Genomic DNA, 264 nt, shown 5'->3' with positions numbered 1-264 from the left:
CGTCCAGGCTCGCCGGGGTCGCGATCGAGCAGGGCTGGCCGCACGACGCCACGGCCGCGGCGTTCTCGCTGATCGCCATCGCGATCCAGGTGCTGACCAAGGCGGGCCTGATCGGCATGGGCGTAGGCATGTGCTGCCTGTCGTGGGCAAGCCCGCGCGCAGCAGACGGCAAATGCAGGCTGCTGGCCGTGCTGGCGCTGCCGGCGGGCCTGGGCACGGCGCCCGCGTACCACAGCGCCTGCACGCCCGTCAGCAGCATCAGCG

Annotated in this window: 1 protein-coding gene; it reads left to right on the top strand. The window is 73.1% G+C overall.

From position 1 onward, the window contains the following. Positions 1-264 (top strand): hypothetical protein (locus ACEN88_RS35605; protein WP_413347108.1); only part of this gene is annotated, 264 nt, incomplete at both ends.

It is taken from the genome of Massilia sp. CT11-108 (assembly GCF_047302915.1).
Classification (GTDB): Bacteria; Pseudomonadota; Gammaproteobacteria; order Burkholderiales; family Burkholderiaceae_D; genus Telluria; species Telluria orientalis.
The sequence above is the reverse complement of the archived record's forward strand: the minus strand, read 5'-3'. Positions and strand labels throughout refer to the sequence as shown.